General features: G+C 35.4%; 16 protein-coding genes. 10 read left to right on the top strand and 6 right to left on the bottom strand.

What is annotated here, in order from left to right:
• Positions 1-151: 151 nt before the first annotated feature.
• Positions 152-1,480, bottom strand: coding sequence for a hydroxymethylglutaryl-CoA reductase, degradative (locus C1634_RS09845; protein WP_103233114.1), 1,329 nt, complete (start codon positions 1,478-1,480; stop codon positions 152-154).
• 156 nt (positions 1,481-1,636) lie between these two features.
• Between C1634_RS09845 and C1634_RS09840 the strand changes: the two genes are divergently transcribed.
• Both C1634_RS09840 and C1634_RS09835 read left to right on the top strand, forming a co-directional pair.
• The gene (locus tag C1634_RS09840; protein ID WP_109738344.1) at positions 1,637-2,896 is read left to right on the top strand and encodes a putative DNA modification/repair radical SAM protein; all 1,260 of its coding nucleotides are present in this window, start codon (positions 1,637-1,639) and stop codon (positions 2,894-2,896) included.
• Between the two features lie 149 nt (positions 2,897-3,045).
• Positions 3,046-3,804 (top strand): TIGR03915 family putative DNA repair protein, encoded by a 759-nt coding sequence (locus tag C1634_RS09835; protein WP_109738343.1) that lies wholly within the window; start codon positions 3,046-3,048, stop codon positions 3,802-3,804.
• Between the two features lie 315 nt (positions 3,805-4,119).
• On the opposite strand, the gene C1634_RS09830 is transcribed toward C1634_RS09835, so the two are convergent.
• Entirely contained in the window at positions 4,120-4,920 is an 801-nt protein-coding gene (locus C1634_RS09830) for a DNA alkylation repair protein (RefSeq protein WP_103233595.1), read from the bottom strand.
• 95 nt (positions 4,921-5,015) lie between these two features.
• Here C1634_RS09830 and C1634_RS09825 point away from each other — a divergent pair, with 95 nt between their 5' ends.
• The 5 genes from C1634_RS09825 (at position 5,016) to C1634_RS09805 (ending at position 9,122) form a co-directional block, all read left to right on the top strand.
• Entirely contained in the window at positions 5,016-5,363 is a 348-nt protein-coding gene (locus C1634_RS09825) for a winged helix-turn-helix transcriptional regulator (protein WP_103233594.1), read from the top strand.
• A 66-nt stretch (positions 5,364-5,429) separates the two neighbouring features.
• A complete protein-coding gene (locus C1634_RS09820) occupies positions 5,430-6,308 on the top strand; it encodes a DUF4846 domain-containing protein (protein WP_109738342.1) in 879 nt (292 codons plus the stop codon).
• An 83-nt stretch (positions 6,309-6,391) separates the two neighbouring features.
• Positions 6,392-7,378 carry a 6-phosphofructokinase gene (gene pfkA, locus C1634_RS09815; protein WP_103233592.1) on the top strand — a complete coding sequence of 329 codons (987 nt, stop codon included), beginning with the start codon at positions 6,392-6,394 and terminating at the stop codon, positions 7,376-7,378.
• Between the two features lie 32 nt (positions 7,379-7,410).
• A complete protein-coding gene (gene gap, locus C1634_RS09810) occupies positions 7,411-8,415 on the top strand; it encodes a type I glyceraldehyde-3-phosphate dehydrogenase (protein WP_103233591.1) in 1,005 nt (334 codons plus the stop codon).
• 77 nt (positions 8,416-8,492) lie between these two features.
• Positions 8,493-9,122 carry a hypothetical protein gene (locus tag C1634_RS09805; RefSeq protein WP_103233590.1) on the top strand — a complete coding sequence of 210 codons (630 nt, stop codon included), beginning with the start codon at positions 8,493-8,495 and terminating at the stop codon, positions 9,120-9,122.
• 254 nt (positions 9,123-9,376) lie between these two features.
• On the opposite strand, the gene C1634_RS09800 is transcribed toward C1634_RS09805, so the two are convergent.
• Both C1634_RS09800 and C1634_RS09795 read right to left on the bottom strand, forming a co-directional pair.
• Positions 9,377-10,462: a hypothetical protein gene (locus tag C1634_RS09800; protein ID WP_103233589.1), complete on the bottom strand. Its 1,086-nt coding sequence runs from the start codon at positions 10,460-10,462 to the stop codon at positions 9,377-9,379.
• Positions 10,459-10,893 (bottom strand): hypothetical protein, encoded by a 435-nt coding sequence (locus C1634_RS09795; RefSeq protein ID WP_103233588.1) that lies wholly within the window; start codon positions 10,891-10,893, stop codon positions 10,459-10,461. The genes C1634_RS09800 and C1634_RS09795 overlap by 4 nt, the downstream gene beginning before the upstream one ends.
• 194 nt (positions 10,894-11,087) lie before the next feature.
• Between C1634_RS09795 and C1634_RS09790 the strand changes: the two genes are divergently transcribed.
• A complete protein-coding gene (locus C1634_RS09790) occupies positions 11,088-11,888 on the top strand; it encodes a response regulator transcription factor (RefSeq protein ID WP_103233587.1) in 801 nt (266 codons plus the stop codon).
• Positions 11,889-11,967: 79 nt separating this feature from the next.
• Positions 11,968-13,152 (top strand): oxygenase MpaB family protein, encoded by a 1,185-nt coding sequence (locus tag C1634_RS09785; protein ID WP_228410050.1) that lies wholly within the window; start codon positions 11,968-11,970, stop codon positions 13,150-13,152.
• A gap of 61 nt (positions 13,153-13,213) precedes the next feature.
• Here C1634_RS09785 and C1634_RS09780 read toward each other — a convergent pair whose 3' ends face one another.
• Positions 13,214-14,428, bottom strand: coding sequence for an SH2 domain-containing protein (locus C1634_RS09780; RefSeq protein WP_103233585.1), 1,215 nt, complete (start codon positions 14,426-14,428; stop codon positions 13,214-13,216).
• A gap of 336 nt (positions 14,429-14,764) precedes the next feature.
• On the opposite strand from C1634_RS09780, the gene recA reads away from it, so the two are divergent.
• Positions 14,765-15,766: a recombinase RecA gene (gene recA, locus C1634_RS09775; protein WP_103233584.1), complete on the top strand. Its 1,002-nt coding sequence runs from the start codon at positions 14,765-14,767 to the stop codon at positions 15,764-15,766.
• 330 nt (positions 15,767-16,096) lie between these two features.
• Here the strand turns inward: recA and C1634_RS09770 are convergent, their stop codons facing one another.
• Positions 16,097-17,530 carry a hypothetical protein gene (locus C1634_RS09770; protein ID WP_109738340.1) on the bottom strand — a complete coding sequence of 478 codons (1,434 nt, stop codon included), beginning with the start codon at positions 17,528-17,530 and terminating at the stop codon, positions 16,097-16,099.
• Positions 17,531-17,603 lie beyond the last annotated feature (73 nt).

Below are 17,603 nucleotides of genomic sequence, written 5' to 3'. Positions count from 1 at the left end.
TACATTAAAATGAACTTGGCAACCAAAGTAGAAATTCCCAGGATGATAAACATATTGGCAAATTTCTTGGAACTTCTGAAACCTTCATTATTCGTTTTCTTTAAAAAAAATCCGAAGAGAAGGAATACAATTGGCAAAATGATCTGTAACATTAGTTTCCTCTCATTCTGTTAAACTCATTGATCACCTCATGATGGCTTACCGTTTTATCTTTGAAATACGTCACAAAGTGCTGTTTTTCTTCTTCGGTAGCTCCCAATTGGTTTAGAATATTCAATAGGTGCATTTTCATATGTCCTTTCTGGATCCCTGTGGTTACCAAAGAACGTAACGCCCCAAAGTTTTGGGCTAGACCTGAAACTGCCAGAATGCTCATCAATTCCTGTGCAGAAGGTTTTCCAAGAAGTGCTAAAGAGAATTTTACCAAAGGGTGAAGATTGGTAAGACCTCCTACTACCCCAACAGAAATAGGAAGATCAATCCAGAATCTGAAAACTCCGTTGTCTGTAGTACAGTGTGTCAGAGATCTGTATTGTCCGTCTCTCGCTGCATAAGCATGTGCGCAGGCTTCTGTAGCCCTGAAGTCATTCCCGGTAGCAATCACAACGGCATCTACTCCGTTCATCACTCCTTTATTGTGTGTCGTAGCACGGTAAGGTTCAATTTCTGCAATGGTAACTGCCTGTTTGAATTTAGAAGCAAATTCTTCAGGAGAAATTCCACTGTCATCTTTTAAATCTTCCATTTTACAGGAAACCTCAGCTCTCACGATACAGTCAGGAGTAAAGTTGGAAAGGATATTCATTACGATCTGCAATGAATTCTTTTCGTCCTGAGTAAAATCTTCGCTGGTAGCAACTTCCTGTCTCAATGTTTTCCCGAACTGCTCCAGACAAGAATTGATAAAGTTTGCTCCCATTGAGTCTACTGTATCAAAGCTTGCTTTCAACTGGTAATAATTCGGCATTTCTGCAGTTTTATCAACCAGAGCGATATTAAGAATACCACCACCACGTTTTCTCATGTTGGCGGTAATATCTTCTGTTATTTCAAATAACTTTTTCTTTAAATTAAAATTAAAGAAATGTAATAGTTTGTGAGGCTCTACATTAAAAATAAAGTGGGTATGTCCCAGTTTTTCAGTATTGATAATGGTTGTTTTAAAACCTCCTTTGTCGATCCAGAATTTTGCAGCTTTGGAAGCCGCTGCTACTACAGAGCTTTCTTCAACAGCCATTGGAAGTGCCAATAGTTTTCCGTCGATCAAAAAGTTCGGAGCAATTCCGTAGGGCATATAAAAATTGGAGATGGTATTTTCAGAAAATTCTTCATGAAGTTTCTGAAGATCTGCGTCATCGTTCCAATATTGTTTTAATATATTTTGATATTCCTGGTTTCCTTCAAGGTATTCGTTTACGAGCCATTCGATTTTCCCCTGCTTTGGAAGCTTAGAAAAACCTTCGATTGGTTTATGATTCATGATATAAACTTTAATGAGCCGTAAATATAATGATTTTGAGGTTCTTTTTTGTTGATAACTTCTATGAAAAAAGGTTGACATTTATCAATTTTGGAGCTAAATTTGAACAAAAATAAAACAACAGTTAGATACAAACAATATCAAACATTTAAAAGTATGAATTTTGACCGCCTTAAAGAAAAGCTTGAAATCCTTGCAGATGCAGCGAAATATGATGTTTCTTGTTCATCAAGCGGAGGTACGAGGAAGAACAAAAAAGGGGCTTTAGGAGACAGTTCCGCAAGCGGGATTTGTCATACTTATACAGAAGACGGGAGATGTGTTTCTTTGCTTAAAATTTTATTGACCAATCATTGTATCTACGATTGCGCCTACTGTGTTTCCAGAAGTTCAAATGATATTAAAAGAGCTGCTTTTACGGTAGAAGAAGTCGTAGATCTTACCATCAGCTTTTACCGCAGAAATTATATTGAAGGGTTGTTTCTCAGCTCGGGAATTTTCAAAAACGCAGATACAACGATGGAAAGGCTTGTGAGAGTTGCCAAAAAACTTCGCCTGGAAGAAAACTTTAACGGGTATATTCATCTAAAATCTATTCCGGGAGCAAGCGATGAGCTGATGCAGGAAGCGGCTTTGTATGCAGACAGATTATCGGTAAATATTGAAATCCCCACAGAAAGCGGATTAAAGCTGCTGGCACCTGAGAAGAACAGACAGGATATGATCAGCCCGATGCGCTATATTCAGCAAGGAATCATTCAGTATCAGGATGAAAAAAAGATATTAAGGAAAGTACCCAAATTTGCTCCTGCAGGGCAGTCTACACAGATGATTGTGGGGGCAACCAATGAAAATGATTTACAAATCATCAAAGTTGCCGATCATTTTTATAAAAATTTCAATCTGAAAAGGGTTTACTATTCGGGATACGTTCCGGTTTTGGAAGATAAAAGGCTGCCATCTTTAACAACGGAGGTTCCCATGCTTCGCGAAAACCGGCTGTATCAGTCTGACTGGCTGATGAGGTTTTATGGTTTTAAAGCCGAGGAGATTTTAGATCCGAATGTACCTTTCCTTGATCTGGAGGTAGATCCTAAATTAAGCTGGGCATTACGAAATCTGGATCAGTTTCCGGTGAATCTACAGACCGCAGAGTACCAAATGATTCTAAGAATTCCGGGAATTGGGGTGAAAACGGCCCAGAAAATTGTCAGTGCAAGACGTTTTCAAATCTTAACAATGGATCATTTGAAAAAACTGGGAGCTGCTGTCAACAGGGCAAAATATTTCATAGACTTCAATGCCGGGAATGCATATCTCAGATATTTAACCGATAAAAACTTTAGAAAGATGTTAGTAGGTGGAAGTTCATCAAAGTTTCACAATCAGTTTTCCCAACAGCTGAGTTTATTTTGATCTTCAACACAAATGACACAAATTTATTAATTCGATATAACAGCCCATTTGTCATTCCGACGAAGCAAGAATCTTTTCAATTAACCAAATTCTTCATTTTATTTCATTCAGAATGACAAACAGCTCAATTTTAAATTTTAATTAAATACATGACAACCCTACTCTACGACGGAAGCTTTGACGGTCTTTTTACAGCGATATTTGAAGTTTTCGAATATCGTTACCAAGACGTTGAAATAGCAAACAGAGAAAGGTTTCATCAGGAAAATATTTTTGCGGAGATTCATGAAGTCATTACCCAGCCAGAAAAATCTGAGAGAGTTGTCAATAAATTGGAACAAAATATCGGAAAATCCGGAATTCATCAGCTTTTGAAAGTTTTTTTATCTGAAGATCCGGCTCTTGAAAACCTCATCTTATCTGCTGTCAGACAATCCATCAAACATCCGGCAGTAAATGTTCTTGAAAACTTTGCAGACTCTGATATTTTAAAAATTTCTAAGACCTGTAAATCTGTGGACAGAGAAAGGCACCGAATGACCGCTTTTGTCCGTTTTGAAAAAATGAAAGATGATGTTTTTTTCGCTAAAATAGATCCCGACTTTAATGTTCTGCCGTTGATCAGAAAGCATTTTAATGATCGGTATCAGGATCAGAAATGGATGATCTACGATCTACGGAGAAATTACGGAATCCTTTATGACCTGGAAAGCTGTGATTTCTTCTCTCCTGATGAAAAACTGGATTTCAATCAATATCAGCAGAAATTCCATGATGAGGAAAAAAATTACCAGACTCTTTGGCAGCGATATTTTACAAAAACCAATATTGTGGAACGGAAAAATATGAAACTCCACATTCAGCATGTTCCAAAAAGGTACTGGAAGTATTTGACTGAGAAATGGTAAAAAGATCCTCAAAAACTTTAATTATGCGCTCGCCGATTAAGCTGATCATGTAGATTTTCAGTGATCAATTTCCTCCTGAATTATTGCCATATCCGTCTAAAATTCGAATCAATAATTCCATATTGTGGATAACTTTTTTCAGTTAACAAATAGTTAATATTGAAACTATTTCAATATTATTCTACATTTAAAAACTGAGCAAATAAAGTCATTCCTTAAAAGAATAAGGACTATGAAAAGGTTATATAAACGTATGTAAATCTGTTATATATATGATGAAAATCCAAATCAGCATTTGCTTTTTGTGGATAACTTTTACTTTTTGATGGTCCGCAAGGCTTTTTTGACGATATATTGCGTTTCTTTTGTTGGACTTTCCCGAAGCCATTCATCACAGATTTCTACGACAAACTCGGGTTGTGATTTACTGGCATCATTCAGCCAATTACCGACACTATCTTGTACATATCTGGAAGAATCGGATCGTAAGGATTCTAAAATTTCAAGTCCTAATCCCGGATTTTGTTTTAAAAAATTGATATGCTCACACCAAACTCCTCTTGGTCTGGTAGATTCACTGGCAAACCGTCTGACGTTTTCATTGTCATGCTGAGTCCATTCTAATAAAATGGATAAACTTTCGTCAAGATTTTTTGAGATATCAGGCCGTACAGTCATCCAGCAGATTTCCCTCACTCCAAAATGAGTATCACAAGCGAATGTCTGAATTCTGTTTAATTTTTCATTAAGTTTCAATGTATCATTTCTTCCAATAGTATAAGCAGCCCAGCAACGTACCAGATCTGCAGGATGGACTGAGAGCTTCTGTAGAAATTCATCATCTTTATTTTTTGTTGCCAAAGTAAGCAGTCCAACTCCGATAGCTTCATTAATGGTATTAACAGTTTGCTTTTTCAGTTGGTCAACATTTTCTAAAACCGGCTTCAGATATTCTGTACGATTATTCTGCTGAAGTAAGTTTTCTAACAATAGTCTCTGATCTACTGCAAGCCACTCTGTAAGATTTGCCGTTTCAATGTATCCCCGATTCAATTGTTCTAAAATATCCGGAGGGATCTCTTTGATGGAGCGGGCACCTTTTCGTTTTTCTGTCATAGTACTTTTATGATTAATTTTACAAAAATCTGAAACGAAGTGAATATAGGCAATACCGCATATTTTTCACCCATAGGGATAAAAAAGTCAATTTTATGGAAACAAAGGAAAGAACTGAAGAAAATAAAATTTGCCCATTAGAAGTAGCAGTGAATACCATTAGTGGAAAATGGAAAATTCCTATTGTATGGCAGATCAATGAGGGAAAAAAACGGCCGAGTGAGTTTCTTCGGGGAATCGCCAAGGTTGATCGAAGAGTTCTGAATCAGCAGCTGGCTGAAATGGTGGAAGATGGAATCTTAACAAAACAGTCTTTCAACGAACTTCCTCCAAGAGTTGAGTATACTTTAACAGAACTTGGTGGAAAACTGGTGGAAATCCTTTGGCAATTGAATGATTGGGGAAAATTATTGATTCCGGAGAACGAAGAGTCCTTAAACTAGCAGATTTTCAGATTATATATTGGCAGATCTGTGAAAAAAAATGATATTTGTGTTCACTAAAAACACATGAAAGAAGTTATCACCGGAATCGCAGTATTTTTAATTCTCACAGGCTGCAGAAAAGAAAAATCATCAGACCGTTTACTGGCTGAGCCGGATAAGAACGAACATTTAATCACAGAAAATGCTTTGCCCATCCATAAAAATAAAAATACCATCCGCGAAAGATTTTCTCCTCCGGAAGGATATAAATGGGTGGAAGAAAAACCAGATTCTTTCGGATATTTTATTGAAAATTTCAAGCTGAAACCTTATGGAACTCAGATTTTGAAATATGATGGTACTCCTATTTCTACCCAACATCTTCACGAAGCTGTTTTTGATCTTGACACTGGAAATAAGGATCTCCAGCAATGCGCCGATGCTGCCATTCGTATGAGAGCTGAATATCTTTATAAAGCAAAAAAATTTGATGAGATAAAATTTCATTTTACAAACGGAGATCTGTTTTCCTGGAATGATTATAAAAACGGAATAAGAGCTTTTGTCAACGGAAATTCTGTAAGTTTCAGAAAAACGGCAGTTTTTGACGATTCTTACCATAGTTTCAGAGACTATCTGGATCTGATTTTTAATTATGCCGGAACGATTTCATTAAATAAGGAAACGAAGCCGGTAACGAAAAACTCTGATCTGAAAACCGGAGATATTCTGATCACACCAGGCAGTCCGGGGCATATTGTTTTTATTTCCGGTGTCTGCAGGAATCAGAAAGGAAAAAAGTTGTTCTTGCTAAGTGAAGGATTTACGCCGGCTCAGTCTGTTCATGTCCTCTCAAATCCTTTTAATCCTTATTTTACACCCTGGTATGACCTTGACATCAATGCTGCAGAAACGAAAACAGCACGATATATTTTTAAACCTACAAACTTCAGAAGCTTTTAATAATTTATATTCAAAACTATTGGAAAGTTACTACGATAATCTGAACTTGTTTTTGTAAATTTGTGTTCGAAATTTTTTACTTGATGAAAGAGAGTGCTGTAAAAAAGATTGCAGTTCTTACTTCAGGAGGTGACTCTCCGGGTATGAATGCGGCATTAAGAGCCGTGGTAAGAACCGCCAATTACTATAATATCGAATGCTACGGAGTGAGAGAAGGCTACAATGGCCTTATCAACGATGATTTCCTGAAAATGGGAGCACGTTCCGTAAAAAATATAATCAACCAGGGTGGAACGATTCTAAAGTCTGCCAGATCCGCTGAATTCAGAACGAAAGAAGGCCGTCAGAAAGCTTACGACAACTGCGTAAAGCTTGGAATAGACGGATTGGTATGTATCGGTGGAGACGGAACGTTTACCGGTGCCAAAATCTTTAATGAGGAATTCGGTATCAGAGTAATCGGTATACCGGGAACGATCGACAATGATATTTTCGGAACGGATAACACCATCGGTTACGACACTGCATTGAATACTGCAATGGATGCCATTGATAAAATCCGTGATACCGCAACTTCCCATAATAGAGTTTTCTTTGTGGAAGTAATGGGTCGTGATGCTGGTTTCATTGCTTTAAACAGTGGATTGGCAACAGGTGCTTTAGATATCTTAATTCCTGAGAAAAAGGATAGTATTGATGAGCTTTTCGCGAAATTCAGAAATGCTGAAAAAACAGGAAAGTCATCAAGCATTGTAGTGGTGGCTGAAGGTGAAAAATTAGCCAACGTTTATGAGCTTGCAGAAAAAACAAAGCTTACATTCCCTGATTATGACATTCGTGTAGCAATTTTGGGACATATGCAGAGAGGAGGTTCTCCAAGCTGTGCAGACAGAGTTTTAGCAAGCAGACTTGGATATGGTGCAGTGGTAGGATTAATGGATGGACAAAGCAATGTAATGGCAGGAATGCGCTCCAATGATTTGACGTATACGCCTATTGAAGAAGCCATTAAAAAACATAACGAAATCAATAGCGATCTTCTGCTGATTTCAGAAATTTTAGCAATCTAATTATTTTTATAATCTAATAAAAACAAACTATTATGTCAACAATTAAAGTAGGTATCAACGGTTTTGGTAGAATTGGACGTCTTGTTTTCAGAGCAATGACTGAAAGAGACAACATTGAAGTTGTAGGAATCAATGACCTAATCAATGCAGAATACATGGCTTACATGTTAAAATATGACTCTGTACACGGTATTTTCCCAGGTGAAGTTTCTGTAGAAGGAAATGATCTTGTAGTAAACGGAAAAAGAATCAGAGTAACTGCTGAAAGAGATCCTAACAACCTAAAGTGGAACGAAATTGGTGCTGACTATATCGTAGAATCTACAGGTCTTTTCTTATCTAAAGATACTGCTCAGGCTCACATCAATGCAGGTGCAAAGAAAGTAATCCTTTCTGCTCCTTCTAAAGATGATACTCCAATGTTCGTAATGGGTGTAAACCACAAGGAACTTACTGACGATATCAAAATTTTATCAAACGCTTCTTGTACGACAAACTGTTTAGCTCCTTTAGCTAAAGTAATCCACGATAACTTCGGAATCGTAGAAGGTTTAATGACAACTGTACACGCTACAACAGCTACTCAAAAAACTGTTGACGGTCCTTCAGTAAAAGACTGGAGAGGTGGTAGAGCTGCTCTAAACAACATCATCCCTTCTTCTACAGGTGCTGCTAAAGCGGTAGGAAAAGTAATCCCTTCATTAAACGGAAAATTAACAGGTATGTCTTTCAGAGTACCAACTGTTGACGTTTCTGTAGTAGATTTAACAGTGAGAATTGAAAAATCTGCTTCTTATGAAGAAATCTGTTCAGTAATCAAAGCTGCTTCTGAAGGTGAATTGAAAGGTATCCTAGGATATACTGAAGATGCAGTAGTATCTCAGGACTTCGTAGGAGATAAGAGAACTTCTATCTTCGACAAAGATGCTGGTATCATGCTTTCTCCTAACTTCGTGAAACTTGTTTCTTGGTATGACAACGAAATGGGTTACTCTAACAAATTAGTTGATATGCTTGTACACGCTGCTTCTTTATAATAAGTAATAAGCGATAAGTAATATAAAACCTTCCCGATGGGAAGGTTTTTTTGTTTAAATTAATTCCCAAAATTTAAATGATGCTCAATGAACTTATTGAAAGATATTCTCAATATTCTGATACAGAATTAATGGAAGTATATTCAAATAAAAATAGATATACAGATGATGCAAAACAAGCCATAGATATTGTCATAGAAAAGAAAGGCGGAATACAATCTTTTACCGACCGGTATGATAAAATTGTAGCGAAGGAAATGGAAAAGTCAAGGATAAAGAATGATGCTTCGAAATTGTATTTAAAAGGAATGACAAAAAATGATATCAATTACGCTTTGACTTCAGAAGTATTAGCCTCAGATGAAATACAACAAATCATAGAAACTACTTCTACAGAAGTAGAAGCAACAAAAAGGGATTTAGAAATTAAACCCAGGACAATCATCGGGAGTATCTTAGGAGGAATTATCGGAGGGACTATTGGAGGAATATTATGGGGACTACAAATCATATATTCCGGTCACATCTTTTATATTTTTGCTATAGGTCTGGGAATAATTTCTTACGGCTTTATAAAATTTTTCACTAAACAAAGTAGAAATAATATCGCAGTATTAATCATTACCATATTATCTGTAATTTATGCTTTGATTTTAGGTTTTTATATATATGAATTATTTGGCTATCATGGACCTGATAGATATTGATAGAATTCGAAAGATTTTTATGAACATCCTAATTTCCAAGATTCATTAGTATTATTGGCTTCTAAATTTCATTTGGCACCTATTATTCTTACAAGAACTAATGAATTTAATATAATCACTATCTAAAAAAATAAAAAAACAGGTCTTTTTCTATAAAAAACAAACAGGGACTTATTGTGCCTTTAGATGGTGATAGTTTCCAGATCAATAAGCCTCTGTTTACTTTAATTTCAATTCTTAACTTTTCATTCGGATCACTTGTTGTCTACAGTAAAATCATTACTAAAGTTAATGCCCCAGTTGATTCCCAAGAAAGAAACTAAATCCTTATCCGTTTGAAAGTTTTTACCAAATCCTCCAATAATGGAAACATTGGTATTGATTTCATATTTAATACTTCCTAGTGAACGGTAATCATTACTCGAATTATTTCCAGACCGTCTGATATATTCATAGCCTATAGTTAATTTATCAAATTGAAAATTAATTTTAGCTCCTATATCAGTATAGGTATCCTTAGCATAAGTTTTAGATTCCATATCAAAAGTCATTTCATCTCTTAAAACCCTCCCGAACCCGTATAGACTTAAATAATTATTCTTATTAACCCCTTCTTTATTGTTTACAAGCTGAGTATTATAGTTCAAGGTAATCCAGCCACCTAATCTCCCGAATTTACCTGAAGAACTCATAGAATTATCAAAAAAATGATTGTAAGCTCCTGCTATATTTATCATAAATACAGGCTTAAAATCCATATAATCTGAATATGCTTTATTATATTCCTCTACCAATGATTCATAAACTTTTTCAGATTTCATTTCACCGGTAACTGGATTATAGTTATCTTTTCTTTCCTGTTCAAGCTTTTTATAGATCTCGGGTAAATCTTTTGTAAAATACTTTCTCTGATCTGATGATATAATCTTGACTAAAGTAGTTTTAAATCCTATAGCCATATTCTGAACAGAGTCTTTTTTCACAAATGCAAAAGAAGCCGATAAATTTTTATAAGCTGAAGAAAAAGGATTGTACTCATCTTTATCATTAAATCCATTATACTCACTGAACGTCTTTTTAGTATCTGTGATAAAATACGGAGTAAAATCTACTGCAAAGTTTGACGGAAACCCACTAGAAGAATTAAAAGAATTTACCAGGCTGAATGCCAAAGCCTTCGTAGTTTGAGGAGTTTCCACATTTGTAGGAGCTTCATCCAGAAGTACAAATGCAGGAGAATCCGGGATCTTTAAATTCTCGATGCTAATGTTCCCGGGAAATGCTTGAGCCTTAAAACAGATTGTACAGAAAATCAATACAATATTTACTATAGTTTTCATGACATTTCAATATCTTTTATTATTATTCCTTCATTAAATTTATTCAAAACAAAATCCGTTTCCTTTAAAACACCATACTCCTGGATATTTGTCTTTTCTTTTAATGTATATTTCATATTCACATTCCCATCTAATACATACTCTTCAAAATCTGCTTTGTTTTTCACACTTGCCGGTAATGAATTTACAAATGTTACTATTCTTAATTTCCAATCTTTCAAACTTCCGATCTTATCCGTAATTTTCTCAAAAATGATTTCGTGAAATGCATTATAAGCAATATTTCCGTCAAAAGTTTTTTTAGAGGAAGTTAATAGCTCGTAAGAATCACCTTTTACCTTATACACTAAAGTTTGGGCAGGTTTTACGGTATCCGCAATAATCTGAATATCAAGCGGGTCATCATTCTTCAAAATATTAAATTTTTCCATTAGATTTAATTTTGTGATTAAAGTTTTTTGAATTATCAGTGGTCGAATTATCGCACTAAGCCGGAATTTTCTTGAAATTAAGTTTCCATGGTCATTAATTTTATTTAAAGCTACAATACTTACCTACCACACGAAATACCACAAAAGGGTGATTTTTTAACATAATTTTATTATTTTTAAGAAAACGTTAACCAATGAAGAAAAAACATCTGACTCATGCAAAAAAACCACATCCCCTCATTAAAGTATGGAATGACTATCCTGAAATTTTACAAAACAACAACAGAATACTACCCGTTCCCTCCATTGAAAACATAATCGGAGAAATTTTTGCCCCGGGAAAATTCTATTATTATGTCATTAATTTCACAGACAGTACTATTATCTGTGATCATCATAAAGATATTTTAGCAATACATGGACTCAATAAATATCCCGCACATTTGAAAGAAATTATAGACCTTATACACCCCAATGACCTGGATTTTGTTATGGAGGCCGAAAGAATGTCCATAGAAAAAATAAAGGAAATTGATGGTTTTGATTACCAGCAAGAACTGAAAACCAGCTACTGTTTCAGAATGAGAACTTCAAAAGGTAATTATGAATTATTCCATCATCAGGCTTTACACACCTACAAAGATGAAAATGGCAGGCTTTTGCAGTCAGTTAATATCCATACCAATATAGAACATATCACCCACCAAAATTCTTATGTCGTATTGGTATCAGGAACCAATGGCCGGGAAGATTTTCACCAGATGCAATGGATGGAACACAATAAATCTCCTGAATCTACCTTCGTTATTTTTACCAAAAGAGAAGTCGAGATCATTAATTGTATTGCAAAAGGATACCCAACAGGGAAAATATCCAATCTGTTACACATCTCGGAAGAAACCGTACGTACTCACAGAAAAAATATTCTAAGAAAATCTGATTGCAAAAATAGCTCTGAACTCATCAGGAAGACCTTTGAATGGGGATACCTGTAGAAAGCTCATCATCATACTGATAAATCTCACCAAAGAACTTCAGCATAAAACTTGTACTTTTATAGATAAAGGAATGAACATGATACAACCAAGGTTTAAAGATTCTCCACATTTCAAGGATTTTTGGGAAAAAGGTAACGGAAAACTTCTTATTGAATTTTCCGGAGCAGAAGTGAGTTTTGAAAAATTTGAAAAATTCGCAACCTTTTTTTATCATGTAGATGAAATTGGCGACGAGGTTGTAAAGGATGTTTATTTCACTAAGAAATTTAATGAGGCTTCCAAAGAAATTGAACATTATATAAGGAATGGGGTTTCCGAAGCAGATTCAGTTCCTGAAAGTGTAAAAAAATTGTTCAGCCAGACGCAGAAAGTTCCTGATTGGCTTGATTACAATCTGCTCAAAAGTGGCGCTGAGCTTTGCATGAGAAGTAACCTCGACTCTTTAATTTCACTAAGGGATTACTGTCTCATTGGCGGTTACGATTATGCTTACCTCAATAAACCGCTCATCGTTACAGAAGCCTTGAAAAAAGGAGCTGTAAAACGTCTTTCAGAAACACTGGATTTCTGGGTAAATGCAACCCGTTACAATGCACTGGAGCTTCATGCAAAAGGGTATGAGTTTGCTATAAAAACCCGTCTGATTCACTCCTATGCAAGACTTTCTATAAAAAAACATTATAAAGGCTGGGACACTGAGAATTGGGGTGAGCCCATCAATTCCTGGGATATGATGGCTACGTATATTGGGTTCAGTCTGGTGTTTCTTCACAGTCTTAAAAAGCTAGGAAATAGTTTTTCTGTCGAAGAGGAGCAAGGAATGTTCCACCTTTGGAAATATGTAGGTTATCTTTTGGGAATTCCGGAACAGCTTCTTCCAGACGACAAGAAACAGGCTGCTGAGTATTTTTATTTATGGACTTCTGTTCAGCCGCCTTCCGATAAAGATTCTGTTCTTCTTGCCCATTCTTTACTGAATGAATCTCTGGAAAATCCTATTTTAAAATTTGAGTTTCAACGAAAAAATTTAAGATACCTGCACATCTGCTGTACCTGGTTTTTGCTGGATGATGAAGTCTGCAAAAGATTAGAGATTCCGGAAGTTTCCTACAAAAACCTGTTTCCAAAATCGAAAATACTTTTCAACAAAATTTATGACAGCCTGGTAAGCCGGGAAGCAAGAATACAAAGAGGAAATAAGGATCAGATGAAAGTATTGGAAGACTATCTAAACATCACCAAAAATTCTAATTTTCATTAAAAACTGCAAGTGATGTCAATCTGAAAATTGCTCTCTCTGAATTTGATAAAAAAATACAATGTTACATTTCTTCACTTTCCTTAAAGTTATCCGAAGAAAGTTTTCTCCTCCTCAAATTCCAGATCAGATACAATAAAAATAAGACAAACCAAACGCCAATGATAGTACTGATGAAAATTCCCATAATGGAAGGATGAAGATAATTCGGTTGGTAGAACAATCGGTCAAGGGTGGCAAATTTCTCTTTTAAGTTATTTCTTTCGTAAGTATTTCGTATCTCATTCAAAGGTTCCCGTTGACGATCCCTGTAATAAAAAACATCTTTAGTCAGCTCCTTCGGAACGATATGCGTTTCTATATTATATTTTTTCAAAAGGACATTCAGCCTCTGAAACGAATAAAGGAGTGAATCCTGGTTATATTTGTAAAGCAAATTATATCTTTTGACTGCATTTTGATATTGCTGCTGAGGTTCAGGGATTTTATGCAATGGAGAAAACAAGCTTTTGTTTTCAAGAAAAATACACATCTTCTCGTCGTATTGAGGATGTACCTCTGTTCCTTTAAATATAATTTCGGTACTATCCCCAATCTCCTTTTTAGAAATAATCCTTTTTTCCAGCTCCTTGGCATCAAGTCCAAGAAAATCAAGCACCATTTTCGTTTTATTGTTTAATTTTTCATGATTGGTACTCAGCATTCTTAGCGTATCAATACTGTAATAGCTGGATTCTGTTGAATAATAATCCTTATTGCCCGGATCGTAGTAGATCGTATCTCTCACTTCAATCACAGGATAAGGTTTGGGATATAAAATATTTTCGGGATTAAACAGTTTCTCTGAACTGTAGGAAGTATAGTTGTATAAAAAAGGCTGTAAGACATTCAGCAACGTCTTGTCTTTATTAAGATTCTTTTCAGGCAATTCAGTTCGTAGTTTTGCATTTAATCCAAAACTATAACTGATGAAAAAGGTCAGGGAGAAAAAGGATACCAACAGAAGTATAATGCCGATTCTCAGAATTTTTGAAAGTTCATCTCTCTTTTTGGAATGATTTCTAAGGAGAATAATAACAAAGAAAAACAAAAAAAGACCAGATATGAAAAAATGAGAAATGGAGACATCATCATAAAATTTGAATCTATAAAATTCTGTATAAATATCAATTTTTTGAACACCTTCAAACTTTACATATCCGTAAATAAAATAAGCCAGGTGTATGACTGCTAATACAGCAAAAGATTTAATCAGAAATAGTTTCAATTTTCTGTCCATATTATGATCTTTAAAAACAAGGTTTTAAGATAAGCATTTTTTTATATTGGATGGGGATAAAACGATGGTTGTACTCATCAATAAGTTATGAAAACGGGAAATCATTCATTCAATACCAGCTTCCAGCCTCCTGTTTATTGCTTCCAACTATAACTTTCTGATCTTAAATTTATTTTTTCAATATTTCCTGATACCACATTCTGCATCTCATTCGTTATGAATAACATCACTCATAAAACTTTATCGTTTTTTAACTCTAAAAACAGATTCCAGATACAAATAATATTAGCTTTTGATATTTAAATTATGTATTTTTGAGAAATTATTTTAATAGCGATGAGTAACATTGATGATAAGAAAAAAGCACTTGCACTAGTGCTTGACAAGTTAGATAAAACATACGGAAAAGGGACTGTGATGACTTTGGGAGATGATGCCGTAGACAATACAATAGAAGTAATTCCTTCCGGTTCTTTAGGAGTAGATATTGCCTTAGGAATAGGTGGATATCCAAAAGGAAGAATCATTGAAATATATGGTCCTGAATCTTCAGGTAAAACAACTTTGACCCTTCATGCTATTGCTGAAGCTCAAAAAGCAGGTGGTATTGCAGCATTCATTGATGCAGAGCACGCTTTCGACAGAACATATGCTGCAAAATTAGGAATTGATCTTGAAAACCTGATCATTTCTCAGCCGGACAACGGGGAGCAGGCTTTAGAAATTGCAGATAACCTGATCCGTTCAGGAGCAATTGATATCGTTGTGATTGACTCTGTTGCTGCGCTTACGCCAAAAGCAGAAATCGAAGGTGAAATGGGAGATTCTAAAATGGGTCTTCATGCAAGATTGATGTCTCAGGCATTAAGAAAATTGACTGCTACTATTTCAAGAACAAAATGTACTGTAATTTTCATCAACCAGTTGAGAGAAAAAATCGGTGTCATGTTCGGAAACCCTGAAACTACTACCGGAGGTAACGCTCTTAAGTTTTACGCTTCTGTAAGAATTGATATCAGAAAAGCGAGTGCACCGATCAAACAAGGTGACGAAGCTATTGGTAGCCGTGTGAAAGTGAAGATTGTGAAAAACAAAGTAGCACCTCCTTTCAAGCAGGCAGAATTCGATATCATGTATGGTGAAGGAGTTTCTAAAGTAGGTGAAATTCTTGATACTGCAGTAGATATGGGAATCGTGAAGAAAAGCGGTTCTTGGTTCAGCTACGAAGAGACTAAACTTGGTCAGGGACGTGATGCTGTAAAAGATGTTTTAAAAGACAATCCAGATCTTTCTGAGGAATTGGAAAACAAGATCAAGGAAGAAATGAAAAAGAAATAATTTTTCAAACAAAATAATGGAAAAGGCAGTCTTCGGATTGCCTTTTTTGTTTTTTTAAATGCAGATTTTTTTAACGCAAAGGGTTTCATCTGTATATCATAAGATCTTAAGAGAGCAAAGACGGAATCAATTTCATTGATTCTTTCTGAGCAAACGCATCATTTACCCCAAAACTTCATCAGTGATAAAGTCGCAATTCTTTGTATCCTTAAAATCAACTTTCGAATCTATTATTTCTTTGTGTTAAAATAATCTTTCAGGTTTTATTTACAATAAAAAAGAGGTCATTCCTTAGAACAACCTCCCTTTATCTTTTATATTTTTTTAAAATTATTCAGCAATTTTACCTTGCAGCTGGAGTGCTCCGGTTACCTTCATTCCTTTTGTAAGCGTTTCCAATCTCACATTCTCTTTATTAACAAAAGCATCGATGGTGAAGAAGTCTTCATTTTCTTCATTCGTGATCAGCTTCAATTTCAGAATATATCCTTTAACGCTACCGTCTTCAAGCAATTCTGTTTCCTTAAAGTCTACCAACTGAGCAATAAAATCAAAACATGCATAATTAGGAAGATCCTGACTTGGCACATAGGTCGTGAAGTCCTCACTCATTTTAGTGCCGTCTGGTAGATCATTATTCGTATGAACATCAAGAATGAAAACAATTCCGCTCACATTCACCTTCAGATGAGGCTGTGTCATATATCTGTTTCTGTTTTCAGCATAATCCGTAGCAAAGAACCAAACTCCGAAAGTATCTCTGGCCGGACCAGCAACAATCGCCTGTAAATTCAGTGCGTTTTCCCACTCTCTGATTGATCTTGTTTCAAAATCCAAAGTATAATCAGTTTTTACTTCCGGAATTATTGTGCTAAGCTCATCTGTAACAATGGTTTTGAATCTTACATCTTCAAATTCTGTTTTACTTTTATCCTCACCAGCTGGATCAGCAACCGTAGATTGCATTAAAACAGTGGTAAGATACTGACCGTAATCTTTAGTCTGGAAATTTTCGTGACCAAAAATCCCGCTCCATGTATTCACAAGATTATGGACATTTGATTTTCTGATGATAATTCCAGCTTCGTTAGTCGTTTCAGGAGCTGCAATTCCTTCTGTATTGGGGAAATAATCTCTGCCATCAACCAATTGATGATTCATAATCTCATTATTTTCTTCATGAGAAAACTCTGCAAAACCTTTATATGTAACATTTTGATTCTCGAAAACATAAGGAAGACCTGTTTTCGCTTTATCATCACCTGCAAAATGATACGCAAGAGAAATCCCTTTGAACTCCCCTTCCTGAATTGCCGGAGTATGATTTCCGTTATGATCAAACTGAGAATGATACAGGATCATATAAGATTTGATCTTTCCCGCCTGAAGTTCACTTTCAAACTTCTCTTCCATTTGCCCAATTGCCTGCTGTGGGGAAAGTGCATAAGCATCTTCTGTCACCATATAAGCAAAACCTTCTACCTCACCATTTTCTTTTTCAAAAGCAGAAATAGGAGTATATTCTCCTCTTAGCTGAAGTGCTATAGAATACACTATATAATCATTATAAGTCTTGATTTTTTCGTACTCACTATTTATCTTAGGCTCTTCTATTGGTTGTGAAGGGGTTTCCGGTATTGTTTCTACAACTTCTTCCACCACTTCCTCTACTACTTTTTCCTCTGGCATTTCCATTTCCTGAACCGGAGTACTTACATTTTCCTGACTGTTACTTTTCTTCTTAAAAAAATCAAAGATTCCCATACTGTTATTTATAATTGGCGGTAAATATAATAAAAAGCGACCAACAGATCTATCATAAAAAAATGCCATTGTG

The organism is Chryseobacterium viscerum (genome assembly GCF_002899945.2).
GTDB lineage: Bacteria > Bacteroidota > Bacteroidia > Flavobacteriales > Weeksellaceae > Chryseobacterium > Chryseobacterium viscerum.
This window is presented reverse-complemented; position numbering and strand designations above follow the sequence as displayed.